23 protein-coding genes, 2 tRNA genes and 1 other RNA gene are annotated in these 23,955 nt (G+C 70.8%); 12 read left to right on the plus strand and 14 right to left on the minus strand.

The window, feature by feature from the left end; translation table 11 throughout:
• Positions 1–59: 59 nt before the first annotated feature.
• Positions 60–446: an SCO5389 family protein gene (locus ACQP1V_RS42205; RefSeq protein WP_067137686.1), complete on the plus strand. Its 387-nt coding sequence runs from the start codon at positions 60–62 to the stop codon at positions 444–446.
• Between the two features lie 20 nt (positions 447–466).
• On the opposite strand, the gene ACQP1V_RS42210 is transcribed toward ACQP1V_RS42205, so the two are convergent.
• Both ACQP1V_RS42210 and ACQP1V_RS42215 read right to left on the minus strand, forming a co-directional pair.
• Positions 467–1,135 (minus strand): ribonuclease HII, encoded by a 669-nt coding sequence (locus ACQP1V_RS42210; RefSeq protein WP_067137683.1) that lies wholly within the window; start codon positions 1,133–1,135, stop codon positions 467–469.
• Positions 1,132–2,088 (minus strand): LysR family transcriptional regulator, encoded by a 957-nt coding sequence (locus ACQP1V_RS42215; protein ID WP_433417292.1) that lies wholly within the window; start codon positions 2,086–2,088, stop codon positions 1,132–1,134. Before ACQP1V_RS42215 ends, ACQP1V_RS42210 begins: the two co-directional genes overlap by 4 nt.
• 149 nt (positions 2,089–2,237) lie before the next feature.
• On the opposite strand from ACQP1V_RS42215, the gene ACQP1V_RS42220 reads away from it, so the two are divergent.
• The 3 genes from ACQP1V_RS42220 (at position 2,238) to ACQP1V_RS42230 (ending at position 8,003) form a co-directional block, all read left to right on the plus strand.
• A complete protein-coding gene (locus ACQP1V_RS42220) occupies positions 2,238–3,530 on the plus strand; it encodes a pyridoxal phosphate-dependent aminotransferase (RefSeq protein ID WP_433417295.1) in 1,293 nt (430 codons plus the stop codon).
• Between the two features lie 159 nt (positions 3,531–3,689).
• Entirely contained in the window at positions 3,690–4,334 is a 645-nt protein-coding gene (locus ACQP1V_RS42225; RefSeq protein ID WP_067137729.1) for a GNAT family N-acetyltransferase, read from the plus strand.
• Between the two features lie 669 nt (positions 4,335–5,003).
• Positions 5,004–8,003 carry an AfsR/SARP family transcriptional regulator gene (locus ACQP1V_RS42230; protein WP_433417297.1) on the plus strand — a complete coding sequence of 1,000 codons (3,000 nt, stop codon included), beginning with the start codon at positions 5,004–5,006 and terminating at the stop codon, positions 8,001–8,003.
• 319 nt (positions 8,004–8,322) lie between these two features.
• Here ACQP1V_RS42230 and ACQP1V_RS42235 read toward each other — a convergent pair whose 3' ends face one another.
• The gene (locus tag ACQP1V_RS42235; protein ID WP_433417300.1) at positions 8,323–9,804 is read right to left on the minus strand and encodes a DUF7059 domain-containing protein; all 1,482 of its coding nucleotides are present in this window, start codon (positions 9,802–9,804) and stop codon (positions 8,323–8,325) included.
• 95 nt (positions 9,805–9,899) lie between these two features.
• Between ACQP1V_RS42235 and ACQP1V_RS42240 the strand changes: the two genes are divergently transcribed.
• Entirely contained in the window at positions 9,900–10,217 is a 318-nt protein-coding gene (locus ACQP1V_RS42240) for a hypothetical protein (RefSeq protein WP_387413997.1), read from the plus strand.
• Here the strand turns inward: ACQP1V_RS42240 and ACQP1V_RS42245 are convergent.
• Positions 10,204–10,794, minus strand: coding sequence for a TetR/AcrR family transcriptional regulator (locus ACQP1V_RS42245; protein WP_433220236.1), 591 nt, complete (start codon positions 10,792–10,794; stop codon positions 10,204–10,206). The genes ACQP1V_RS42240 and ACQP1V_RS42245 overlap by 14 nt on opposite strands.
• Before the next feature lie 128 nt (positions 10,795–10,922).
• Here ACQP1V_RS42245 and ACQP1V_RS42250 point away from each other — a divergent pair, with 128 nt between their 5' ends.
• From ACQP1V_RS42250 to ACQP1V_RS42260, 3 genes are all read left to right on the plus strand, one after another.
• Positions 10,923–11,420, plus strand: a complete 498-nt coding sequence (locus tag ACQP1V_RS42250; protein ID WP_433417303.1) for a winged helix-turn-helix transcriptional regulator — start codon at positions 10,923–10,925, stop codon at positions 11,418–11,420.
• 35 nt (positions 11,421–11,455) lie between these two features.
• The gene (locus ACQP1V_RS42255) at positions 11,456–12,274 is read left to right on the plus strand and encodes an SURF1 family cytochrome oxidase biogenesis protein (RefSeq protein ID WP_387413992.1); all 819 of its coding nucleotides are present in this window, start codon (positions 11,456–11,458) and stop codon (positions 12,272–12,274) included.
• Between the two features lie 506 nt (positions 12,275–12,780).
• Complete coding sequence (locus ACQP1V_RS42260; RefSeq protein WP_433417306.1) at positions 12,781–13,482, plus strand: amidohydrolase family protein; 702 nt, start codon at positions 12,781–12,783, stop codon at positions 13,480–13,482.
• On the opposite strand, the gene ACQP1V_RS42265 is transcribed toward ACQP1V_RS42260, so the two are convergent.
• Positions 13,450–13,800 carry a YkvA family protein gene (locus ACQP1V_RS42265; RefSeq protein WP_067137673.1) on the minus strand — a complete coding sequence of 117 codons (351 nt, stop codon included), beginning with the start codon at positions 13,798–13,800 and terminating at the stop codon, positions 13,450–13,452. The two genes, ACQP1V_RS42260 and ACQP1V_RS42265, sit on opposite strands and share 33 nt — an antisense overlap.
• Before the next feature lie 103 nt (positions 13,801–13,903).
• The gene (locus tag ACQP1V_RS42270) at positions 13,904–14,551 is read right to left on the minus strand and encodes a TetR family transcriptional regulator (protein ID WP_067137726.1); all 648 of its coding nucleotides are present in this window, start codon (positions 14,549–14,551) and stop codon (positions 13,904–13,906) included.
• 171 nt (positions 14,552–14,722) lie between these two features.
• Between ACQP1V_RS42270 and ACQP1V_RS42275 the strand changes: the two genes are divergently transcribed.
• The gene (locus ACQP1V_RS42275; protein WP_387413986.1) at positions 14,723–15,328 is read left to right on the plus strand and encodes a hypothetical protein; all 606 of its coding nucleotides are present in this window, start codon (positions 14,723–14,725) and stop codon (positions 15,326–15,328) included.
• Between the two features lie 165 nt (positions 15,329–15,493).
• Here the strand turns inward: ACQP1V_RS42275 and ACQP1V_RS42280 are convergent, their stop codons facing one another.
• The 7 genes from ACQP1V_RS42280 to ffs form a co-directional block, all read right to left on the minus strand.
• A complete protein-coding gene (locus ACQP1V_RS42280; RefSeq protein WP_433417310.1) occupies positions 15,494–16,564 on the minus strand; it encodes an aspartate-semialdehyde dehydrogenase in 1,071 nt (356 codons plus the stop codon).
• On the minus strand, positions 16,561–17,835 hold the full coding sequence (locus ACQP1V_RS42285; RefSeq protein WP_433417313.1) for an aspartate kinase: 1,275 nt from the start codon (positions 17,833–17,835) through the stop codon (positions 16,561–16,563). The genes ACQP1V_RS42280 and ACQP1V_RS42285 overlap by 4 nt, the downstream gene beginning before the upstream one ends.
• 126 nt (positions 17,836–17,961) lie before the next feature.
• Entirely contained in the window at positions 17,962–18,492 is a 531-nt protein-coding gene (locus ACQP1V_RS42290) for a DUF5063 domain-containing protein (RefSeq protein ID WP_433417316.1), read from the minus strand.
• Positions 18,485–19,084: a recombination mediator RecR gene (gene recR, locus ACQP1V_RS42295; protein ID WP_061256196.1), complete on the minus strand. Its 600-nt coding sequence runs from the start codon at positions 19,082–19,084 to the stop codon at positions 18,485–18,487. The genes ACQP1V_RS42290 and recR overlap by 8 nt, the downstream gene beginning before the upstream one ends.
• Positions 19,085–19,090: 6 nt before the next feature.
• On the minus strand, positions 19,091–19,438 hold the full coding sequence (locus ACQP1V_RS42300; protein WP_174550763.1) for a YbaB/EbfC family nucleoid-associated protein: 348 nt from the start codon (positions 19,436–19,438) through the stop codon (positions 19,091–19,093).
• A gap of 126 nt (positions 19,439–19,564) precedes the next feature.
• Entirely contained in the window at positions 19,565–21,739 is a 2,175-nt protein-coding gene (locus ACQP1V_RS42305; protein WP_433417318.1) for a DNA polymerase III subunit gamma and tau, read from the minus strand.
• A 42-nt stretch (positions 21,740–21,781) separates the two neighbouring features.
• An RNA gene (ffs, locus tag ACQP1V_RS42310) (signal recognition particle sRNA small type) lies at positions 21,782–21,877 on the minus strand.
• Positions 21,878–21,972: 95 nt separating this feature from the next.
• Between ffs and ACQP1V_RS42315 the strand changes: the two genes are divergently transcribed.
• The 3 genes from ACQP1V_RS42315 (at position 21,973) to ACQP1V_RS42325 (ending at position 23,664) form a co-directional block, all read left to right on the plus strand.
• Positions 21,973–22,058, plus strand: a tRNA-Ser gene (locus tag ACQP1V_RS42315).
• Positions 22,059–22,452: 394 nt separating this feature from the next.
• Positions 22,453–23,319 (plus strand): KPN_02809 family neutral zinc metallopeptidase, encoded by an 867-nt coding sequence (gene ypfJ / locus ACQP1V_RS42320; protein ID WP_433417320.1) that lies wholly within the window; start codon positions 22,453–22,455, stop codon positions 23,317–23,319.
• A 48-nt stretch (positions 23,320–23,367) separates the two neighbouring features.
• Positions 23,368–23,664 (plus strand): type II toxin-antitoxin system VapB family antitoxin, encoded by a 297-nt coding sequence (locus ACQP1V_RS42325; protein WP_387413976.1) that lies wholly within the window; start codon positions 23,368–23,370, stop codon positions 23,662–23,664.
• A gap of 168 nt (positions 23,665–23,832) precedes the next feature.
• On the opposite strand, the gene ACQP1V_RS42330 is transcribed toward ACQP1V_RS42325, so the two are convergent.
• Positions 23,833–23,920 (minus strand) — tRNA-Ser (locus tag ACQP1V_RS42330).
• Positions 23,921–23,955: the final 35 nt, after the last annotated feature.

Raw genomic sequence — 23,955 nt, forward strand, 5'->3', positions numbered from 1 at the left:
CGGCCTGGCGTCACATCCGAGGCCGGCCAGTCCCATTCACCCCTTTGAAGGGAGAAATCATGTCACTGACTGTTTCCACCGAACTGCTCGACCGGGCCCGCGCCGGCGAGATCGACGACGCGGCGTTCATCGCCTGCGTGCGCGACTCGCTGCCGTACGCCTGGTCCGTCATCAGCGGGCTGGCCGAACAGCGCGGCCGCTCCGGCGCCGAGTTCGCCGGCAACGAGGTGCCCCCGCCGGACGAGGCCGCCCGCGGCCAGTTGCTGCGCTGCCTGGCCAGCGACGCGATGCGCGGCGCGCTCGAACGCCACTTCGGCGTACGGCTCGCCTTCCAGAACTGCCACCGCGTCGCGGTGTTCCACCCCGCGGCCACCGAGGCGTACGACGAGTTCGTGACGCCCCGGGCGCAGATCCTCAACCAGAAGCCCGAACTCGTCGACTGCTGACGGGGACGATCGGGTGACGGTCAGCCGAAGAGGGAGAGCTGACCCTCTCCGGCGAGGGCGTTGCGGTGCCGCTTGAGATGCCGCCACTTCGGCAGGTCGTCCATGTACGACCACGACAGGCGGTGGTGGGGCGTGGGCCCGAGCTCCGCCAGCACCTCCTGGTGCGCGGGTGAGGGATACCCGGCGTTGTCGGCGAAGCCGTACTCCTCGTAGCCGAGCGAGGCCATGAACGCGTCCCGCCGAACCTTGGCGATCACGGACGCGGCCGCGACGGAGACGCAGGAGAGGTCGGCCTTCGTCTGGCACCGCACCGCCCAGGGCGAGCCGAGGTAGTCGTGCTTGCCGTCCAGAATCACCGCGCCGGGCCGCTCGGGCAGTTCCGCGAGCGCCCGGCGCGCGGCGCGGCACAGCGCCTCGGTCATGCCCAGTGTGTCGATCTCCTCGACCGACGCCTCGCCGTACCCGATGCCGACGGCCCAGTCTTCGATCTCGGCGGCGAGGGCGGTACGGCGGGCGGGGGCCAGCAGCTTGGAGTCGGTGAGACCGTCCGGCGCCGGCGACATGTCGGTCACCACGGCGCAGACCGCGACCGGGCCGGCCCAGGAGCCGCGGCCCACCTCGTCGACGCCGGCGACCGTACGCGCTCCGGAGGAGCACAGAAGCCGCTCCAGATCATATGTGGGGCTCACTCCGACAAACTACTGTCCCGGTCGCGGGACACGCTCAGATAGCCGAGATCGGCGGCGAGATAGCGGGCGGCCACGTGGAGGGCGCGCAGGGTGGCCGCGACCGACGGCCGCTGGACGCTCGACTCCCGCGCCACCGCGTACAGCCGGCGCTCGATCGGCGTGCCGGGGAACTCCCGTACGGCGACGCCCCGCACGCCGGCCGCGAGCGCGAGGGCGGGCACGGCGGCGATGCCGATGCCCTTGGCCACGAGGCTGAGGATCGTGCCGAGCCCTTCGAACTCCCAGGCGATCGGGGGCAGCCCGCCCACCTCGGCGAGCAGCCGGTCGACGGCGGTGCGGGACGGCTCGCCGTCGGGCGTGGCCATCCACGACTCTTCACGCAACGCGGCCAGATCGACGGGCGTCGAGGTGTCGGCCATCGGGTGGCGGCGCGGCACGACGAGCACCAGAGGGTCGGTGAGCAGGGGGAACGCCTTCAACGTCGCGTGGCCGTACACGCGTCCCCACCAGTCGTCCACCAGGGCGATGTCCACCTCGCCCGACTCGACCTCGCGCAGCCCCCGCCCGGAACGGCTCTGCCGCAGCCGCAGCGCCAGCTTCCGGTGCCGCCGCAGCGAGCGGGCGAGCGCGGGCGCGAAGGCCACCGCGGCGGTCGGGAAGGCGGTGACCACGACCCTCCCCGAGGGGGTGACCGCCTGCGCGGACAGCTCGGACTCCGCCGTCTCGACCATGGCGAGGATGCGCTCGGCGTGCGCGACCAGCCGCCGGCCGGCGTCGGTGAGTTCGGCGCTGCGGGACGTGCGGTCGATCAGGACGGCCCCCGCCTCCCGCTCCAGCGCGGCGAGTTGCTGCGAGACCGCCGACGCGCTGTAGCCCAGGGACGACGCGGTGGCCGCGATGCTCCCCCTCCTGGCGAACTCACAAATCAAGATCAATCGCCGTAAATCGAGCATCGGTTTTCCTTACTCCTAGCACCGAAAAGCCTCGCTTGTGCTGATGCCTATACCCAACCACCCTGGGAACGTTCCGAACACACCGGGCGTATCCGGCGATTCTCTGAAACGGGTTGAGGGCCGCCGGAATCCCATGAAAGGCAACCCCAATGAATGTGACCCTGTCGGCCACGCTGGCGGCGAACGAGGACATCGAGCGAAGACGCCGCGCCGGACAGCGGGTGCTCCACCTCGCCTTCGGCGAAGCCGGTCTGCCGGTCCACCCCGAGCTCCGCCGCAGGCTGTCCGAGGCCGGCGGCAGCAACAGCTACGGACAGGTGGCCGGATCCCCCGAGCTGCGCGAGGCCGTCGCCGGCTACTGGTCGCGCCGCGGCCTGCCGACCGACCCCGGTCTCGTCGCCTGCGGCCCCGGCAGCAAGGCGCTTCTCTTCGGGCTCATGCTCGCGCTGGGCGGCGACATCGTGCTCCCCATGCCGAGCTGGGTCAGCTATGCCGCCCAGGCCGAGATCATCGGCGTCCGCCCGATCATGGTCCCGGCGCCCCCCGGCGAGGGTGGGGTGCCCGACCCCGATCTGGTCGCCTCCGCCGTCCTGCACGCGCGGGCGCAGGGCCGTACGGTGACGGCGATGCTGGTCACGCTGCCCGACAACCCGACCGGCCGGCTGGCCCGCCCCGAGACGGTACGGCGTCTCGCCGAGCTGGCCCGAAGCCTCGACCTGACCATCATCTCGGACGAGATCTACCGTGACCTGGTCCACGACCCGGTCGCGGCGTACACCAGCCCGGCCGAGATCGCGCCCGAGCGCACGATCATCACCAGCGGGCTGAGCAAGAGCCTGGCGCTCGGGGGCTGGCGCATCGGCGTGGCCCGGCTGGTCGACCACGACCTGCGCGACCGGCTGCTCGCGGTGGCCAGCGAGATCTGGTCCAGCGCGGCGGCCCCGGTCCAGCACGCCGCGGCGTACGCCTTCACCGAGCCGGACGAACTGGTCCGGCGCGTGGCGGAGAGCAGGAGGCTGCACGGGATCGTGGCCCAGGCGGTCACCGACCGGTTCGTCAAGGCCGGGGCGTCGGTCGCGCGGCCGCAGGGCGGCTTCTACCTCTATCCGGAAATTCCGGGTTTCGCGTCGTCAGCGGAGCTGACCGCGACCCTGATCGAGGAGTACGGCCTCGGCGTCCTCCCCGGCACGGCCTTCGGCGACCTGCCCGCCGCGCCGCGCGTCCGGGTCGCCACCAGCCTCCTGTACGGCGAGACCGCCGAGCGGCGGCTGGCCGCACTGCGGGCGGACGATCCGCTCGCGCTGCCATGGATCGCGGAGGCGCTCGACCACCTCGAAGGGGCCCTCACCGCCCTCGCCGAAACCCGGCGCGTTCGCGGAGGTGAGGCCGCATTTGGAGCCTCACCACACATCACCGTGGGGGCTGCCACACCCGCCTGGTGATCGTTTCCAAATTTTTACCCTCCGCGGCCGCCGATCATGCCCGCGTTCACCGCTCTGACCTGCGGTTATACGGCTAGCCTGGGTGCTTCACCGGAGGCTTCGAAAGATGTCGCCTCCCATTTGGCACCGAGAGCGTGCTCGAGCCCTCATCATGTGCTCATGCCCGCTTTTGTCACCCTGTCCGGGCGCTCCGTGCGCCTGGAACCGCTCAGCTTCGCGGTCGTCGACGACCTCGTCGCCGCGGCGAGTGAGGACCGTTCTACCTACGGCTTCACGCGCGTTCCCGCAGGCCGGGAAGAGATGGTCTCCTACGTGGGGGCCGCCCTGGCTGAGCAGGCGGAGGGCCGTACGCTGCCCTTCGCCATCCGGTGGCTGCACACCGACCGCGTGGTCGGTGCCACCCGTCTGATGCACCTGGAGTACTGGCAGGGCCCCATGCCCTGGCCGCCGGGCGCCCAAGGCGTGGTGGGTGAGGTCCCGTCCGTGGCGGACATCGGTTACACCTGGCTGGCGGCGTCAGCCCAGGGAACCGGTGTCAACAGGGAGTGCAAGTTCCTGATGCTCTCCCACGCCTTCGAGACCTGGCAGGTTCACCGGATCACCCTGAAGGCAGACGTACGCAACACCCGATCCCGGGCCGCCATCGAGGCCCTCGGCGCACGCCTGGACGGCGTGCGACGAGCGGACAGCCGAGGCGCCGACGACACGGTCCGAGATACCGCGTACTACTCGATCCTCAGCCCTGAATGGCCGGCGGTTCGAGAACGGCTCCAGGCGAGGCTCGGCCTCGTCGTAGCCGCCTGACCTTCCATCCACGGACCACCACACGGAACGACGTGGCCCGTCCTCTCCACGAGGACGGGCCACGCTCGTTTTCCCGCCCGAGGCCGCGTAGTGAGGTGTCCACGCACCTTTGCCGGGTCGGTCACTTCGCCGGAAAGGAGCGGGCGGAGCGGCGCATTTCTGTTCTTCCGTATTTCGCGGACGATCCCCCGACCGGCGCTTCCGGGCGCACCCCCGACATAAGCCGCCGGTACCGGCAGGCGCATTCACCACTCCGGCCGCCATTCGCCCCCGGCGGGAAAGGGAAGAAGTCCCCCGCCGGACACCCCACGCCCGGGGAGGACCTCGCCATATCGCCAGAGCATGGCCGCCCCCGCAGGGGCCATGCTCGATGTCCACAGCATCGCCGTTCGGGCTTATCATCCGATCAACGGACAATCAACGCTTTGATTAACGACTCGGACGTTCCCTATTGGCCGGGTCTTCGCGCAACTATCATTTGATCGGGAAACTTCCCATCATGTCGGGCGAGGAGTGCGGGCGTTTTTCGGCGGAGAGATCACCTCCCTGTTATGGTTCCTTGGTTCGAACCGGTCAGGGCTTGGCCGTCGCCACCTCGTCCGAGGGAAGCGAGAAGCCGCTCTCTCAAGAGAGCGGAGGAGTCACTGAATATGCGTATCGGAGACGCACATGGCAGGTCGCGCCACGGGGGACGGGCTGCGCTTCGCGATCCTCGGCCCCATCCTCGCCTGGCGCGACGGGATCGAGCTTGATCTCGGCACGCCTCTGCAACGTTCCATCCTCGCGATGCTGCTGCTCAGGCAGGGCCACCCCGTCACGCCGGACGAGATGATCGACGGCATCTGGGGTGAGGAGGCGCCGCCCCGGGCCCTCGGCGCGCTGCGTACGTATGTGTCGCGGCTGCGCACCGTCCTGGAGCCCGACCGCTCGCCGCGGGCCCGACCCGAGTTACTCACCTCTGTGGGCCGCGGCTACGCGCTGGTCCTCGGCGCGAGCGGGCTGGACCTCGCCGACTTCGAGCGCCGCGCCATCTCCGCCGACGCCGCCCGGCAGGCCGGACGTACGCGCGACGCGGCGGAGGCGCTGCGCGCGGCCCTCGGCCTGTGGGCCGGAGAGCCGCTGGCCGGCGCGGTCGGGCCGTACGCCGAGCGGCAACGGGACCGGCTGGCCGAGCGGCGGATGAGCGCCGTCGAGACCCTGATGGACCTCGACCTGGAGCTCGGACGGCACGCCGACGTCGTGTCCGAGCTGGTCGCGCTCACCGCCGACCATCCCCTGCGCGAGCGGCTGCGCGCCCAGCTCATGCTGGCCTACTACCGCTGCGGACGGCAGGCGGAGGCCCTGGCGGTGTTCACCGAGACCCGGCAGGCGCTGATCGACGAGCTCGGCATCGAGCCCGGCGCCGACCTGACCGCCCTGCACCGGCGCATCCTCGCCGCCGACCCGGCGCTGTCCGTCGTCACGCCGTCCGTCGCGGAGATCTCCGACGCGGCGCCGGAGGCGGTGAGTCGGAAGCCGGCCGCGGAACAGGGAACGGCCGTCGAGATGCCGCGGCCCGCCCAGCTGCCGGCCGCCGTCACCGACTTCACCGGGCGCGCCGCGCTGGTCACCCGGCTGCTCGCGCTGCTCGCCGAGGACGAGGGCGTGCCGGTCGCGGCCATGTCCGGCATCGGCGGCGTGGGCAAGACCGCGCTCGCCGTCCACGTCGCCCACCTCGCCCAGGACCTGTTCCCCGACGGCCAGCTCTACGCCGACCTGCGCGGCTACGGCACGGAGCCGACGCCGCCGGAGACGGCGCTGGTCGCCTTCCTGCGCGCGCTCGGCATCCCGGTCGACGTCATCCCGGACGGCCTGGCCGAGCGGTCCGCGCTGTTCCGCTCGCTGCTGGCCGAGCGTCGCATGCTCGTCCTGCTGGACAACGCGCGCGACGCCGAGCAGGTCGAGCACCTCCTGCCCGGGTCGGCCGGGTGCGCCGCCGTCATCACCAGCAGGGGCAAGCTGGCCGACCTGCCCTCGGCCCGGCTCGTCGACCTCGACGTGCTGGAACCTGACGAGGCTATGTCGCTGTTCGCCGCCGTCGCCGGCCCCGACCGGGTCCGGGCCGAGCGGGCCGCCGCCATGGACGTGGTCGCCGCCTGCGGCTTCCTGCCGCTCGCCGTACGCATCGTGGCGGCCAGGCTCGCCGCCCGTCCCTCGTGGACGGTCGCGTCGCTCGTCCCCCGGCTCGCCGACGAGCGCCACCGCCTCGACGAGCTCAAGATCGGCAACCTCGCCGTGTCCGCCACCTTCGCCCTCGGGTACGGCCAGCTCGACCCGCAGCAGGCGCGGGCCTTCCGGCTGCTCTCCCTGCCCACCGGGTCGGACATCTCCGCCCTCGCGGCCGCGGCCGTCCTGGACATGTCGCAGGGACCCGCCGAGGACCTGCTGGAGTCGCTCGTCGACGCGAGCCTGCTCGAAGCCCCCGCGCCGGGGCGGTATCGGTTCCACGACCTGCTCAAGCTGTTCGCCCGCAGGCAGGCCGAGGACGCCGAGGAGCCCGCCGAGCGGACGGCCGCGCTGCGCCGCCTGCTCGGCTTCTACCTCGCCTCGGCCAGGTCCGCGCACCGGCTGGCCTATGAGGGAAGCGCGATCGCCGACGCCCTCACCGACATCGGGGTGCCCGGCCACACGTTCTCCTCCGCCGACGCATCGGTCGCCTGGCTGTCGGTCGAGGCCGAGGACCTGTTCGCCGCCATCGGCCAGGCCGTCGAGTCCGAGAGCCTGCTGCTGCCCGCCGCCGACCTGCTGCTCGCGATGGAGCCGCTGCTGGAGTCCGGCACGAGCAGCCGGGAGTTCGAGCAGCGGACCCGGGCCGTCCTCGCCGCCGCCCGGCGGGCCGGTGAGCGAAACGGCGAGATCCGCTGCCGTTACGTCCTCGGCCGCGTCCTGTTCGGGATGAACCGGCTGGACGAGGCGGAGCGCCAGTTCCAGGAGGCGCGCGCGCTTTCCCTGGAGAGCGGCGACCACATCGTGCTCGGCGAGACGTACAACGCGCTCGCGGTGGTCTCTGGCCGGCTGCGCCGCCACACCGAGGCCCTCGAATGGTTCGGCCGCGCGACCGAGGTCTACCGCGAGGTCGGCAATCCGGCGGGCGAGGCCCTGGTGCTGAGCTACTCCGCCCGCGACCACCTCGGACTCGGGCGGGTCGAGGAGGCCATCGCCGCGTCCGAGCGCGGCCTGGCCATCTTCACCGAGATCGGCAGCGGCGCCGGTGTTGCACGGGCTCGCTATCACCTCGGCATCGTCCTGTCCTACGTCGGCAGGCTCAACGAGGCGGTCGTCCACCACGCCGAGTGCCTGAACTTCTTCCGCGCGAGCGACCAGCGGGTGTGGGAGCAGCGGGTCTGCTACCGCCTGGCTGCGACGTTCATCGCCGCCGGGCGCTTCGCCGAGGCGTCCCGGCACGCCGAGCGCGCCCTCTCCGTCAGCCGCGAGATCACCCACCCGTACGGCGAGGCTCAGTCGCTGACCGCGCTCGGCAAGGCACTGTGCGGCATGGGCGACATGGGCGACAAGGTGCGGGGCAGGGAGGCGCTAGAGAAGGCTCTCGGGCTCTTCACCCGGCTCGGCTCCCCCGAGGCCGACGACGTCCACGCCCTCCTCCTGGACCTCGACCGGATCGACGCCTAGGTCGCCGGGCACACCGTCACCGGGCGCACCGTCGCCGGGCGCACCGACGTTCAGGTCGATCCGCAGATCGTCGTCCAGGCGCGTCATGCGGACGTGATTGATCACCCTCGACCACTTCCATCAGGGGGAGCCTCGCGGCGGACGGAAGACCCGGCCGGCCGTCTGACCACCACCTGGCGCATAGGGGCCCGGTTGTCCGGAGCGCCAGGTGACGGCTCGCCGCCTCAAATTGACGGCCGGCCGGGTGGCGACCCGGATCTCGAACCCCCCCAGATCCGAGTCGACGCCCCCAGGGTGGCGACCCCGGGTCAACATCGGATCAACGCGTGTTTGCAGCCGTATCGACGATACGGAAGAACCCCTCGGCGATCAGCGGCCGCAGCGCGGCGGGCGCCCGGTCGAGCAGCTCCCGCTCGTCGTCTCCCATGAGCTCGGCGATGGCGGCGAGCAGGGGACGCAGCGGCAACTCGCCGTCGCACGCCCCGGCGAGCGCCGCCTCCACGGTGCCCACGTTCACCGCGCGGTGCAGCCCGCCGGTCTGGCGCAGCACGATCCGGGACGGATGCTCCGCGCCGGGCGGGCCGACCCGCTCCTCCACGACGCCCTCCGCGACCGCCAGGTGCGCGTCCAGCAGCTCGTCGTCACCGATCCGGTGCGCGACGGCGACGCCGTCCAGCACGTCCGGCACGTACGCGCCGACCGGGAGCTCGACCCGCTGCGAGAGCTCCTCCACGCGGACGACCGGGTCCATCGCGCCCGAGTTGTGCAGCGAGATCCAGCCGAACCCGACGCCGACGACCCCGAGCGACTCGAACCACGCCAGCCACTCGTCGTAGTGCTGCCGGTAGGCGGTCGTCCCCTGCTCGGCCGCGTCCCGCAGCCACAGCTCGACGTACTCCGCGGGGTCCTGCACGTCCCGCTGCACCACCCAGCCGTCGCAGCCGGTGCCGGTGAGCCATCTGCCCACCCGGTCCTGCCAGTCCTCGCCCTTCAGATGCAGCCAGTTGGCCAGGAACCGGCCGTGGCCGCCGGGGTTGAGGTGGCGCGGCACGCGGCGCAGCATCTCGCGGCAGAAGCCGTCCGCCGGGAAGCCGGACTCGCGGTAGGTGAACCGCCCCTCCGGTGAGATCACGAACGGCGGGTTGGAGACGACGAGGTCGAACCGCTCGTGCTCGACCGGCTCGAACAGCGAGCCCGCACGCGACTCGACGCCCTCCACGCCGGACAGCCGCCAGCTCAGCTCGGCCAGCTCGACCGCCCTCGGGTTCACGTCGGTGGCGACGATCCGGCGGGCGCGGCCGGCGAGGTGGAGGACCTGCACGCCGCATCCGGTGCCCAGATCGAGCGCGCTCTCCACAGGCGGCGTCCAGGCGAACTGAGCCAGGTTCGCCGAGGCGCCGCCGGCCCCGACGACGTGGTCGCGCCGGAGCGCGGGGTCGCCGGGCCGTACCTTCCGGTCGGAGACCACCCAGGCAAGGCGGTCGCCGCCGACGTCCCACGGCTGGAGGTGCACGGTCGCCTGTACGGCGTCGCCGACCCTGACGGCCAGCCCGGCGTCGATCAGGTCGGCGAGCGGGAGGTCCGCGGCGGCGGTGCTCACCGGGACGCCGAGCCACCACAGGCGGATCAGGGTGCCGAGCGGGTCGTTGTCGCGGGTCGCCCGCAGCGCGGGAACGAGTTCCTCGCGCGCCAGCGCGGCGGCGGCCACGCCGCCCAGCCGCTCTCGCACTCCGTCGATGGTGTAGCCGGACTCGGTGAACCGGTCGCGGAGCCGGTGGACCAGATCGGAAGGCACGTGCACGAGAGGAAATCTATCCCTGTAAGTCCACTGCAAGCCGCCGTCAAGGCCCCGGACCTATCTGTTGACTAATCCGCCGTGTCCGGGAGGAACCCACGATGATGCTTCCCTGCCTGGCCTGCGAGGCGCGGTTCGTCCCGGACGACTACTTCGGCGCCTGCCACGACTACAACCGGGGCCGGGACGTGGTCGCGTGGACCTGCCCGCGCTGCGGCAACAGGGACGAGATCCGGGTGCTTCCCGGAGAGCTGGGCTTCGGCTACCGCTCCCGCGGCCGGTACGCCGTGCTGGACCGGATCCGGGTGCCCGGGATGAGCCGCAGACGACACGACCTCAGACTGGACATCTCGATCGACACGCGGGTGTGGCGGGTGCCGACCCGCGTCATGCCCGCGCGGACCGCTACGCCTGCTTGAGGCTGTTCCAGGCGGCCTCGCACAGGCTCTTGATCTCCTCGTCGGTCGGCTGGTGCGCGCCCGCGAACCACAGGCGGCACATCTCCTGCGCCGGGCCGAGCCACAGCACGTAGCACATGGTCGGCGGGACGGGCTGCAGCAGCCGGGCGTTCATGTGCGGCTTCCACCAGTCGGAGACCTGCCGGAAGAACGCGCGCCTGGCCTCGGCGACCTCGGGGCCGCCGGGCTCCTCGCGGCGGGGCGGGCGCTCGCTGATCAGCAGCCGGGCCCGCTCCGGGTGCTCTCCGCACCACGACATGTGCAGGGCCACGATGGCCTCGACGCCGTCGCGGGCGTCCTCATGGCGCATGAGCTCGGCGAGGAACGCGTCCTGGTACATCTGCAGGGTTTCGGCGTACAGAACGCCGAAAACGTGTTCCTTGCTGGCGAAGTGGTGATAGAAACTACCCACGCTGACGCCGCTCTCCTCGCGGAGGCTGGCGAGGGTCGTGGCGGAGACACCGTCCTGACTGAAGCGACGTAGGGCGCCTTCGATGATCCGGCTTCTGCCGTCACGCCCGTTCTTTCCGGTTCTCACCCCCCAATGGTGGCCTAACAGAACCTTGTTCTGCAAATACGTAGGCTTTCTACCTCGATCAATCCCGATCTCGTCCGATCTGGGTACGCCTTTTAGACTGAGCAGACGGGCGAGAGGGATGACCTACGATGCGTGACATGCGGCCCTCCCGGGTGGACAACTGCTCCATCGAGCGGACCCTCGCCGTGGTCGGCGAGAAATGGACCTTCATCGTGCTCCGCGAAGCCTTCCTCGGAGTCCGCCGGTTCGGCGACTTCCAGGCGGCGACGGGCGCGCCCCGGCAGGTGCTCAGCGCCCGGCTCTCCCGCCTCATCGAGGAGGGCATGCTGCGCAAGGCGCCCTACCAGGAGCCCGGGCAGCGCCAGCGCGACGAGTACCGCCTGACGTCCAAGGGCATGGATCTCTACCCGATCCTGGTCGCGCTGATGCACTGGGGCGACCGCCACCTCGCCGACCCCGAAGGCCCTCCGGTCGCGCTGACCCACCGGGACTGCGGCGCGCCGGTGACCCTCCGGCTGATCTGTGACGAAGGCCACGAGCTCCCCGGGCCGTGGGCCGTCGCCCCGCTCCCCGGCCCCGGCGACCGTTCCGGGCGGGTGAGCTCGCCGGACGGCCGGGACCGGTAACAAGACCACTCCCTCCCCTGCCTACGCTGGAGGGCGTGTACCGGTTCCTGCTGACCCGCCGCTGGCTTGGCTTCCACCTGCTGGTGCTGATCCTCATCCCCACGTTCTTCTTCCTGGGGAAGTGGCAGCTCGGGCGGTACGAGGAGCGGTCGGCGGCCAGCGAACGCACCACGGCCAATCTGAGCAGCGCGCCCGTTTCCCTCGACCGGCTGGACAGCATCGGCGGAACCGTCCCGGACGCGGTCAAATACCGCCCGGTCACCGTGACCGGCGCGTACGACCCGTCCCACGAGCTGCTCGTACGGCGCCGCCCGCAGAACGGCCGGGTCGGCTTCTACGTGATCACCCCGCTGGTCACCCCCCAGGGCGCGGTCCTGGTCAACCGGGGCTGGGTGCCCGCGGGCGCAACGGCGGAGTCCCGGCCCGACGTGCCCGCCGCCCCGACCGGCCAGGTGACCGTCACCGGACGGCTCAAGCCCGCCGAGACAGAGGACACGACCGGCATCAGGAACCGCACCTCCGGTCTGCCCGCGGGTCAGGTCCTGCTGGTCAACCCGGCCGACATCGGCGCCGCCCTGCCGTACCGGCTGTACGGGGGGTTCGTCGAGCTGACCGGGCAGCAGCCCGCCGCCGACCCCGCGCCCGAGCCGGTGCCCGCGCCCGATGTCGGCGGAGGCGGCGGGCTCAACCTGGCGTACTCGGTGCAGTGGTGGCTGTTCATCGGCGTGGCCATCGGCGGCTGGTTCCTCCTCATCCGCCGCGAGGCGCGTGATCTCGCGGCCGCCGGAGCTGACAACGAAGCGTCAGGAGAGGGCCGGGAAGAAGATCAGACAGAGGTTCGCTCCCAGTCCTGAAGTGCCTGGTGAACGAACGGATACCAACCGGAGACCTCGCAGCTTGTTAGGTGTTATTCCTTGGCTCTACGGTTTACCCCTGTGACTACCCCGCTGCATCCCGACCCAGAGCCGAGGCGGCGGGACTATGTGATCATCTCCGCCGACGATCACTTGATCGAGCCGCCCGATCTCTTCGACGACCGCCTCCCCGAGAAGTACAAGGACCTCGCTCCCAAGATCGTGGAGACGGACGCCGGTCACCAGGTGTGGCGGTACGGCGGGGCCACCTACCCCTGCGCGGGGCTCGACGTCGGCGCCGGCCTGCCCAAGGAGCAGTGGACGCTCGACCCGGTCCGCTTCGAGGACATGCGGCCCGGCTGTCACGACATCGAGGCGCGCATCGAGGACATGGACCTGGCCGGGGTCTGGGCCGCCCTGTGCTTTCCCGGCATGCTGGCCAGTCAGTCCGGGATGCTGTTCGCCAAGACACGCGACCAGGAGCTCGGCCTGGCCCTGGTCAAGGCGTGGAACCCGACCCCGACGTGGCCGCCAAGGAGATCAGGGCCAACGCCGCGCGCGGTTTCAAGGCCGTGGTCTTCCCCGAGTTCCCCACCCGGCTGCGGCTGCCGTCCATCCACAGCGGCCACTGGGACCCGTTCTTCGCCGCCTGCGAGGAGACCGGCACCGTCGTGTGCCTGCACACCGGCTCCTCGTCCTGGGCTCCCGTCCCCTCGCCGGACACCCCGATCGAGGCGATCACCACGCTGATGCCGGCCAGCGCGATGTTCGCCTGCGCCGACTGGCTGTGGTCGGGGGTCCCGCTGCGCTTCCCCTCGCTGCGCATCCTGATCGTCGAGGGCGGCGTCGGCTGGCTGCCCATGCTCGCCGAGCGCGCCGACTACGCCCTGGACCATCCCGTCGCCGGTGAGACGAGCTGGGAGGGCGGGCTCAAGCCGAGCGAGGTGCTGCGGCGCAACTTCTTCTTCGGCACGCTCGACGACAGCGCGCTCAGCGGGGTCCGGCTCGCCGTCGGCATGGAACACGTCCTGTTGGAAAGCGGCTACCCGCGCGCCGAGTCCTCCTGGCCCGACACCCAGCGGGCGGTCACGCGCAACCTCGGCACGCTGCCCCCCGCCGATCTCGCCCGGGTCGCGTACGGCAACGCCGCCCGGCTGTTCGGCCACCCGCTCCCGTCACGGGCGTGGCTGCTCGCCGAGCGTCTTTAGGCCCTCACGCTCCCACTCGACGTACCGGCCGCTCGCGGCCAGCACCGACGACATCAGCCAGATGAAGACGCCGAAGTCGTCGACGACGCCGATGCCGATCAGAAAGTCCGGGATGGCGTCGATGGGCGAGACGATGTAGGCGAGGCCGACCGCGAACATGGCGAGCTGGCCCTTGCCGAGATGCGGATAGTTCCCCTTGAAGGTCCCCCGGATCATCCTGGGCACCGCCTTGAGCCGGGCGCCCATGCCGGGAGATCCCGGCTTGGCCACCTCCTGGTAGGCACGCCAGGTCGCCGCCGCACGTCCTGCCTTCGCCATGAGGCCACCTCCAGCGGGCATTCTGCCCCTTTTGCCATCTCATTAACGTTCGGCGGCCCTACGACGGTTCCAGGACTGCCGAGCCCCTCGTCTTCCGGGCTTCCTAGGCGCGCAGTTCGCGTACGACGTCGATGAAGTCGCGGGCCACGCCGCGCATGCCCGGCAGGTTCGACAGGGTGACCAGCCGGTCGAGCAACGGGACGGTCCGGTCGACCAGCCGGTACGTCCGCTCGCACCCCGGCGAGGTGTCGTGCACCCAGAACAGCACCACGCCCATCGACAGCAGCCAGAGCAGCTCCGGCAGCTCGGCCCGCAGCTCCGAGTCGATCCGGTCGGCGGAGCCCTCCACCACCTCGCGATAGATGGCGATCGACGACTCGCGCGCGGGCGCGGACTCCGCGCTGAAGGGGCTGAGCGGGTTGCTCGGCTCGGCCGCGTGCTTGAAGAACTTGGCCGCGAACTCGTGGTACGGCTCCGACACGCGGACCCACGCCCGCAGCACACCGCTCAGGCGGGCCGCGAACGACGTCTCGACCGCGAGCAGCTCCCGGCACGCGGCCTCGTGCTCGCCCTGTGCCCGGTCGTAGTACGCCTGGATGAGCTGTTCCTTGGACGAGAAGTAGTAGTAGGCGTTCCCGACCGAGACACCCGCCTCCGCGGCGATCGCCCGCATCGTCGTCGCCTCGAACCCCCGCTCCTTGAACAGCCGGAGGGCGGTCGCGACGATCCGCTCCCGCGTCTTCTCGGCCACGGTGGTCACTGTACGACCCTGGCACCCGCCGGGTCATATACGCGCCAGATGATCCGTACGAGGGGGCAAATTCCCCGTCGCCCGCGAATGGCCGCGCCCCTCGCGTGGGCATTGATCACCCTGGCGAGCTCCCCCGCCACCCGATCAAGGACTGAGCACCGGGGATGACGCATGACTTTACGTCCCTTGTGGTGGGGACTCGGCGCGGTGATCACGATCACCCCGCTGTCTCAATCGGCCACACAAGCGCAACCGCTGACCGTCGCGAACGTGCGATACGTCTCCGCGGCGGTCGCCCTGCCCGCACGGCTGCCGCCCGCACGGACGCTAGCGACCACGCCGCGCGGGAACGCCGTCACGTCGATCAGCGCCTCCGCCCGGCTCGAGAACGCCGGAGCGATGCGGCAACTCCTCGCCGGGGGCCTGCGCTGGCGATCGTCGGGCCGCTGCACCGACCGCACCAACTCGAGTTGCACATCCCTTGACGGCGTCCGGTACGGCACCCTCACCCAGGCGATCGAGCTCAGGCGGCGCAGCGGCTGCCGGATCGTCGTCACCGGCGGCACCGAGATCGGCCACAGCCGCGGCCGCTACAGCCACGAGAACGGCTTCAAGATCGACGTGGCCCACAACCCGTGCGTCGACGCGTACGTGACCAAGACGTTCGACTACTGGACGACGCGCGGGGACGGGGCGCGGATGTACCGCCCGGAGGCCGCCTCGCACAGGGTCGTGTACGCGGACGAGGACAACCATTGGGACATCCTCTACCGCTAATGGGGTGTCCACGATCCTCGGCCGGGTGGGTCACATCGCCGGAAGAAACCCGCGATCCTCGCGAAAACCCGCCTCGTTCCCTCGATCCCGGTGAACGGCTACGGACAGTGCCGGGCCCGGCGCGGAAGCGGTGACTTCCGCGCCGGGCCCGGCAGGTCCGGCGGATCAGGCCGTGAACTCGGCCGCGATCAGCTCGGCGATCTCGGCGGCGTTCAGCGCCGCCCCCTTGCGCAGGTTGTCGCCGCAGACGAACAGGTCCAGCGTGTTGGGGAAGTCGAGCGCCTGGCGGACCCGGCCGACGTAGGTCGGGTCCGTGCCGACGACGTCCACCGGCGTGGGCCAGACGCCGTTCTCCGGGTCGTCCATCAGGATGACCGTGGGCGCGGCCTCCAGCACGCGGTGCGCGTCCGCCACGGTGATCTCGCGCTCGAAGGTCGCGTGAACGGCCAGCGAGTGCGTGGTGACCACCGGGACCCGGACGCAGGTCGCCGAGACCTTGAGGTCCGAAATGCCGAGGATCTTGCGGGACTCGTTGCGGAGCTTGAGCTCCTCCGACGCCCAGCCGTCCTCCTTGAGCGACCCGGCCCACGGCACGACGTTGAACGCGATCGGCGCGGGGAACGGAGACTCCGCGTCGCCCAGCTTGTTCTGCAGAGTCTTGCGCACGTCACCGGCGGTCTGGCCGGCCGTACGGTCCCCCGCCAGCGCCTCGGTCTCGTCGTACAGCCGGGCCGAGCCGGCCACGCCCGCGCCGGACACCGCCTGGTACGACGCCACGACCAGCTCGCGCAGGCCGTACTCGCTGTGCAGGGCGCCCATGGCGGCCATCATCGACAGGGTCGTGCAGTTGGGGGTGGACACGATGCCGAGCGGCCGGTTCCGCGCGGCGCCGGGGTTGACCTCCGGCACGACCAGCGGCACCTGCGGGTTCATCCGGAACGTGCCCGACTTGTCGATCGCGACCGCGCCGCGCTGGGCCGCCACCGGCACCCACTCGGCCGACACCTCGTCCGGCACGTCGAAGATGGCGATGTCGACGCCGTCGAACACCTCGGGGGCCAGCGCCTGGACGACGACCTCCTCGCCGCGCACCGGCAGCAGCCGGCCCGCCGAGCGGGCGGACGCGACGAGACGGATCTCGCCGTAGATGTCCTCGCGGTTGGAGATGATGTCCCGCATCACGGTGCCCACGGCACCGGTCGCTCCGACGAGCGCGAGGGTGGGCTTACGACTCATCGACCGCTACCTCCGTAAACGACTGCCTCGACCTCGTCCGCGTCCAGATCGAACGCCTGGTGTGCGGCGTTGACGGCCGCGTCCACATCGTCCTCATCGACGACCACCGAGATTCGGATCTCGGACGTGGAGATCATTTCGATGTTGACCCCCGCGTTGGCCAGCGCGCTGAAGAACGTCGCGGTGACGCCGGGGTGCGAGCGCATGCCCGCGCCGATCAGCGAGACCTTGCCGATGCGGTCGTCGAACAGCAGCGAGTCGAAGACCACCTTGCTCTGGATCTTCTTGAGCGCGGTGAGCGCCATCTGCGCGTCGTTCGTCGGAAGCGTGAAGGAGATGTCCGTACGCCCCGTCGCCGCGGCCGACACGTTCTGCACGATCATGTCGATGTTGATCTCGGCGTCGGCCAGCGTTTTGAAGATGGCGGCAGCCTCTCCGATCTTGTCGGGCACCCCGACAACGGTGATCTTGGCCTCGCTCCGGTCGTGGGCGACGCCGGAGATGATGGGCTGCTCCATCTCGGTTCCTTCGGTCTTGGGGTCAGTGAAGACCCACGTGCCTTCCTTGCTGCTGAACGAGCTTCTGACGTGGATCGGGAGCTGGAACCTGCGGGCGTACTCCACGCAGCGCAGATGCAGGATCTTGGCTCCACAGGCCGCCATCTCCAGCGTCTCCTCGAAGGAGAGCCGCGGGATCTGCCGGGCCGTCGGGACAATGCGCGGATCGGCGGTGAAGACGCCGTCCACATCGGTGTAGATCTCGCAGACGTCGGCCTCGAGCGCGGCGGCGAGCGCGACCGCCGTGGTGTCGGAGCCGCCGCGGCCGAGCGTCGTTATGTCCTTGGTGTCCTGCGACACACCCTGGAAGCCGGCGACGATCGCGATGTGGCCGAGGCCGAGCGCCTCCTGTATGCGGCCGGGCGTCACGTCGATGATGCGCGCCTTGCCGTGCGTGGAGTCGGTGATCACGCCGGCCTGCGAGCCGGTGAAGCTCCTGGCCTCGTGGCCCAGGTTCGCGATCGCCATCGCCAGCAGCGCCATCGAAATGCGCTCGCCGGACGTCAGCAGCATGTCGAGCTCGCGTCCCGGAGGCAGCGGGGACACCTGCTTGGCCAGGTCGAGAAGCTCGTCCGTGGTGTCGCCCATCGCGGAGACGATCACTACGACGTCGTTGCCGGCTTTTTTCGTCGCGACGATCCGCTGCGCCACCCGCTTGATGCAGGACGCGTCGGCGACGGACGAACCACCGTACTTTTGGACAACGAGCGCCACTGGAACTCTCCGAACGAATCAGGACGTGGAGCTCACAGTCTACTGGGGGGTCTCACCAGCCCGACGGGAGATGCTCACCATGTGGGACGATCATCATGCGACCTGCCGGAACGGCCGTCCACGCCGTCAGACGACGGTGCTCTCCTCCACCACGTCGAGCCGGGTGTGCGCGACCAGCGCGTGCAGCGCGCGCAGCGCCGCCCCCGCGTGGTTGCCCCACGTGTTGAAGTAGGAGTACTGCCACCACCACAACGCCTCCGACGGGCGGCCCGCGCGGTGATGCCGCAGCCCGTGCAGCAGGTCCGCCGCCACCGCCGCCAGATCGTCCGACAGCCGGTACGGCGTGACCGCGGTGTCCTTGTACGGATCGAACACCTCGGCGTAGTCGTCCACCGGCCCGAGCCGGGCCGCCAGGGCAGTACGGAGGGGATCGACATCGGGGTCGTCGCTCAGTGCCGGCTCAACGTTGCCCTGCAGGATGACGTCCTGCATCGCCCCGAGCTGGGTGCCGGCCAGGCTGACCTGCGCCACCTCGACGAGCAGCAGCGGCAGGATGCCGTCGCCGCCCTCGCCGCCGGCCAACCGGGTCAGGCCGTCGAGATAGTTCTGCGCGTGCCCCGCGATCCGTTCCGCCAGGGCGGCCCACTCTTCAGACATCCAGCAGCCTCCGTCCTTCGAAAGCGCGGCCCAAGGTGACCTCGTCGGCGTATTCGAGGTCACCGCCCACCGGCAGACCGCTGGCCAGTCGTGTCACTTTCAGCCCCATGGGCTTGACGAGCCGGGCCAGGTAGGTGGCCGTGGCCTCGCCTTCGAGGTTCGGGTCGGTCGCGAGGATCAGCTCGGTGACCTGGCCGTCGGCGAGCCGTGTCATCAGCTCACGGATCCGCAGGTCGTCGGGGCCGACCCCGTCGATCGGGCTGATCGCGCCGCCGAGCACGTGGTAGCGCCCGCGGAACTCGCGGGTCTTCTCGATCGCCACGACGTCCTTCGACTCCTCGACGACGCAGATGACGTGCGGGTCCCGGCGCTGGTCACGGCAGATCCGGCACTCCTCCTCCGCGGCGACGTTGCCGCAGACGCGGCAGAACCGGACCCGCTCCTTGACTTCGAGCAGCGCGTGCGCCAGCCGTTTCACGTCCGCCGGATCCGCCGCCAGCAGATGGAAGGCGATGCGCTGCGCGCTTTTGGGACCGACGCCGGGCAGCAGCCCCAGCTCGTCGATCAGATTCTGGACGACCCCCTCGTACATGATCTTCTAGAACCCGGGCAGCTGGCCGAGCCCGCCTCCGAGCCCCTGCGCCAGCGGACCGAGCTTCTCCTGCTGCAACTCGGCGGCCGCGCGCACCGCGTCTCGCACCGCGGCCAGCACCAGATCGGCAATCGTCTCCACGGTCTCCTCGGGGTCGTCCGCGTCCACGGCCTTGGGGCTGATCCTCAGTTCGAGCAGCTCTCCGCTGCCGTTGACCGTCGCGACCACCAGCCCGCCGCCCGCGGTCCCCTCGACCTCGGCGTCGCTGAGCTCCTGCTGGGCCGTGACGAGCTGCTGCTGCATGAGCTGGGCTTGTTCCAGCAACTGCTGCAGGTTGACATCTCCAGGGTTCACGTTCGTGCGCTCCTCGGCATCCAGCGACTTGTCGTCGCGACGAGCCTACGGCGTTTGCCGCGGATCTGATACCGGAGCATGTACGTGTTCCGGGTAAACGCACCCCAGCAAGGCGGTGCGGGCCCCTCAGGAGTGGTCGATTTCCTCAATGACACGGCCACCGAGCTCACGCTGGATGAGCGCCATCCCGGTCAGCTCGTCCCCGTCGGCGTCCGCGTCGTTGAGCGGGTCGACGTCGTCCGTCGCCTGCCCGGGCGTGGATCGGCTCGGCACCGCTTCGGGCCACGCCTGGCGCGGCCCCGACTGGGCCGCGGCCTTGGCCGCCGACCTCGCCGCCGCCAGCCCCGGGCCGGGCGCGGAACCGCGCGAGCCGCCCGACCCGGCCGGCGGACGACCGTCGTCCTCGTCCGAGGGCGCGTCCGGCCACGACTCGTCGGTCGTCCGTGACGCGCCCGCGTCCCCGCCACCGGCCTCGGGATCGCTCGTGGGCGCCGCCGTCTCCGGCGGCGTACGCGGGTCGGCGGCGGACGGCCGGGGCTGCCCCTCGGTCCGGGCGGCCGGCCGTGAGCCCGCGTCGGCGGTGCCGTACCCGCCGGAGGGGGCGGCGGAGCCGCGCGCGGCGGGACCACCGGCGGGCGGGCCGGAACTCCCGACGACCACGTCGACCCGCCAGGTGCCGCCCAGGACGTCGCCGAGCGCCGCCGCGACCACCTCGTCGCGCTTGCCCTTGAGGAAGCCCTGCACGTCGCCGGGCTTCTCGAAGCCGACGGTCACCAGGTTGCCGTCCACGCCGAGGAGCCGGCCCTGCGTATTAAGGATCATCCAGGCGACGCGCTGCCTGTTCTTGATCGCGTCCAGGACCCTGGGCCACGCCTGCTGGATCGGCCCTCCCACCGCCGCCGGTGCGGCGGAGGGGGTGTCGTCCCTCGGGGGTGCGCTCGCCGCGCCCGGCCGCGCCGGGGTGGGCCAGTCGTCCCGCGAATCGGGCGCGGGAGCCGTACGCGCGGGGGCCGCCGGGGACCCGGATACGGGCGCCGACATGGGAGCCGTGGGAGCCGCCGGGGCGGCGGGAGCCGGTGCGGCGGCCGGAGACGGCTGCGGAGCGGGGGCCGCGACGCCGGGCACCGGGGCGGCCAGGCCCGGCACGCCGCCGCGTTCGAGGCGTTCGAGCCGCGCGAGCAGTGCGGTCTCACCCTCCGCGGCGGCGGGCAGCAGCACGCGGGCGCACATCAGCTCGAGAAGCAGCCGCGGCGAGGCCGCGCCGCGCATCTCGGTCAGTCCGGTGTTGAAGATCTCGGCGGCGCGGGTCAGCTCCGCCGGGCCCATCAACGCCGCCTGCGTCTGGAGGCGCTCCAGCTCGTCGGCCGGCCGATCGAGCAGGCCGTTGCCCGCAGCCTCCGGCACGTTGGCGAGGATGACCAGGTCGCGGAAGCGCTCCAGCAGGTCCATCGCGAACCGCCGGGGGTCGTGACCGCCCTCGATGACCCGGTTGACCGTCTGGAAAACCGCGGCGCCGTCCCGCTTGGCGAACGCCTCGACCACCTCGTCGAGCAGGTCGCCGTCGGTGTAGCCCAACAGGGACACCGCGCGCTGGTAGGTGATCCCGGACTCGTCGGCACCGGCCAGGAGCTGGTCGAGGATCGACAGCGAGTCACGGGCCGAGCCCGCGCCCGCGCGCACCACGAGCGGCAGCGCCGTCGGCTCGTACGGCACCGACTCGGATTCGAGGATCTCCTCCATGAGCTGACGCAACGTCGCCGGGGGCATCAGCCGGAAGGGGTAGTGGTGGGTGCGGGACTTGATCGTCCCGATGACCTTCTCCGGCTCGGTCGTGGCAAAGACGAACTTGAGGTGCGGCGGGGGCTCCTCGACGAGTTTGAGCAGCGCGTTGAAACCCTCGCGGGTCACCATGTGCGCCTCGTCGATGATGTAGATCTTGTAGCGCGCCGAGACCGGCGCGAAGAACGCGCGCTCCCGCAGGTCGCGGGCGTCGTCCACGCCACCGTGCGACGCGGCGTCGATCTCGATGACGTCGAGGTGCCCGGGGCCGGTCGGGCCCAGGGCCACGCACGAATCGCACTCGCCGCAGGGATCGGGCGTCGGGCCCTTCTCGCAGTTCAGTGAACGGGCGAGGATGCGCGCGCTGGAGGTCTTGCCGCAGCCGCGCGGGCCGCTGAACAGGTAGGCATGGTTGATCCGCCCGCTCCGCAACGCCTGGCGCAGCGGCTCCGTGACGTGTTCCTGCCCCTTGACCTCGGCGAACGTCCCGGGCCTGTACTTGCGGTACAGCGCAAGACTCATGCCGTCTCCTCGGGGGGTCGACCCGGTCGGCGGTTCCCTAAACTCAGAGACCCCCCGCACACCCGCCAGAGCCCGCTTATCCTTGCTGCCTTCCGGCCCTGGGGAGGTTCACAGGATGACGCCGCGCGAGGGGTCCGCAGACAGTCTAACCACTCCCGCGGTGTGCCGAGGCCGGACCGAGCACCGGAAAACTGTGGTCACCACTGGTCGGAAAGTCCGCTAAGCTTTTCGGCGGAGGATTCGCCTAGTTGGCCTAGGGCGCACGCTTGGAAAGCGTGTTGGGGGCAACCCCTCAGGAGTTCGAATCTCCTATCCTCCGCGCTTGGTTGAGCAGCAAGAACACGAAAGCCCCGGTCTGATACAACCGGGGCTTTCGTGCGTCTGGGGGTCGGTTTCCGTGTGTTCGGGGCCGGCTTTCGCGCCTTCGGGCCTGTGGCGCCCCATCAGGCCCACCTTGGAGCTCCCGTCGCCACGCGGACCGAGCCGCACCCAACCGCGGGAGAACCCGGTGCGGGGGGAACCTGGTGCGGGGGAACACTGTGTCGCCGCCACCGCGACCGGACGTCCTCGGCGAACCCGCTCCGGACCCGGCCGGCCCCCGCACATCCCGGCACAAGCCTCCAGCGGTCATGATTCTCTTCATAAGGGGCATCAGCGATGTGGATGGCATCGCGATGCGCACGAGGATCACGCGCAAACTGGAGCGTCGCGGAATGGATTTCGATGACCGGGCCGAACTCGACGCCTCGCAGGTGGACGACGTCGGGTCCGGCGGCATGTCCCGGGGTGGCGGGCTCGCGATCGGCGGCGGCGCCGTGGGCATCGTGGTGGTCGTCCTGGCCCTCGTCTTCGGCGTCGACCCGACCGAGCTCCTGAGCGGCGGCGGGCAGCCCGCCCAGAACGGCAGGTCCACGAGCAGTGGCGACCTCGCCGCCCAGTGCAAGACCGGCGCGGACGCCGACCAGTCCGAGAAGTGCCGGGTCGTCGGCGTCGTCAACAGCATCCAGAAGTACTGGAAGGGCGAGATCAACGGCTACCGGCAGGCCCGAACGGTGTTGTTCACCAGGGGCATCCAGACCGGTTGCGGCGCGGCCGACTCCTCCGTCGGCCCCTTCTACTGCTCGGCCGACCGGCAGGTCTACCTCGACCTCGGCTTCTTCGAGGAACTGCACAGCAAGTTCGGCGCCGAGGGCGGCCCGTTCTCCCAGGCGTACGTCATCGCCCACGAGTACGGCCACCACGTGCAGAACCTCCTCGGCGACATCTCCAAGGGCACCGGCCGGGGCGCAACCAGCGGCTCGGTACGGCTCGAACTGCAGGCCGACTGCTACGCCGGCGTCTGGGCGAAGAACGCGGTGGGCACCGGGTTCTTCGCCAAGCCCTTCAGCGACGCCGACATCCGCCAGGCGCTCGACGCCGCCTCCGCCGTCGGCGACGACCGCATCCAGGAGAAGGCGCGGGGCCGGGTCAGCCCGGAGAACTTCACGCACGGCACGTCCACCCAGCGAATGAAGTGGTTCAAAGCCGGCTACAGCTCCGGCGATCCGCGGCGCTGCGACACCTTCTCCGGGGCGATCTGACGAGATCCCCCACGTCGCGGGGCGGCTTTCTCTCCTAGACTACGTACCGTGATCTTTAAGTTGGTCGGCAACGGACGCCCCTACCCAGAGCACAGCCTGTCGAACCGCGAGTGGGCCCAGATCCCCCCGCGGCAGGTCAGGCTGGACTCACTGATCACGACGAAGGCGGTTCTCGACCTGCACTCCCTGCTCGCCAGGGACTCCACGTTCTACGGCGACCTGTTCCCGCACGTGGTCCAGTGGAACGGCGACCTCTACCTGGAGGACGGCCTGCACCGGGCGCTGCGCGCCGCGCTGCACCAGCGTTCCACGTTGCACGCCCGGGTGCTCGAACTCGAGGGCTGAGCCACGCCGCCCGGACAGGGGCGACACGACAGGTGACAGGGCCGCCGGCCTCGCGCAGGTCAGCGGCTCTTGCGTTGATCATCGGGGTCCCGTGCCCCGCCGGCGCCTCATGAGGCGGAAAGCGAAAGAGCCGCCGACCTTTTCACGCAGGTCAGCGGCTCTTCGTGCTGGCGGTGGCGGTGGGATTTGAACCCACGGTAGGTTGCCCTACACACGCTTTCGAGGCGTGCGCCCTCGGCCACTAGGCGACGCCACCGTTGGTCAGCTTACCGGACAAACGCCTATGCCCGC

Origin of the sequence: Microtetraspora malaysiensis, assembly GCF_050947145.1 — a bacterium.
GTDB lineage: Bacteria > Actinomycetota > Actinomycetes > Streptosporangiales > Streptosporangiaceae > Microtetraspora_A > Microtetraspora_A malaysiensis.